Here is a 443-nt window from a genome sequence, read left to right as displayed (position 1 = left end):
TCTTTCTTTCCTTGACATGCTCCATGTTCTGCATCTACTCTTAATTGTAAGTTTTTCTTTGTATCTGCATTTACTACTTCACCTAATAATTCAGCGAATTTTGCTGCATGTTCTGCTTCTTCAAATGCTATTCTCTTATATGCTTCTGCTACTTCTGGGAAGCCTTCTCTATCTGCTTGTCTTGACATTGCAAGATACATTCCTACTTCTGTGCATTCTCCCATAAAGTTTGCTTGTAATCCTTCTACTATTCTTGGATCAACATCTTTTCCTATTCCAATTACATGTTCATCTGCAAATGCTAAGTCTCCACTTTGTTCTACAAATTTTTCTGGACCTACTCCACATAATGGACATTTTTCTGGAGCTGCTTCTCCTTCATATACATAACCACATACTGTACAAACAAATTTTTTCATAATTTAATTCCCCCTGTTTTCTTT

At 35.4% G+C, this 443-nt stretch carries 1 protein-coding gene; it reads right to left on the bottom strand.

What is annotated here, in order from left to right; translation table 11 throughout:
• A partial coding sequence (locus tag NG918_RS16645; protein WP_252227148.1) for an NADH peroxidase occupies positions 1–419 on the bottom strand: 419 nt, incomplete at its 3' end.
• Positions 420–443 lie beyond the last annotated feature (24 nt).

The organism is Clostridium sp. ZBS2 (genome assembly GCF_023845855.1).
GTDB classification, from domain to species: domain Bacteria; phylum Bacillota; class Clostridia; order Clostridiales; family Clostridiaceae; genus Clostridium; species Clostridium aquiflavi.
Note: the sequence above shows the minus strand (reverse complement) of the source record. Positions and strands in the feature narration are given on the sequence as shown.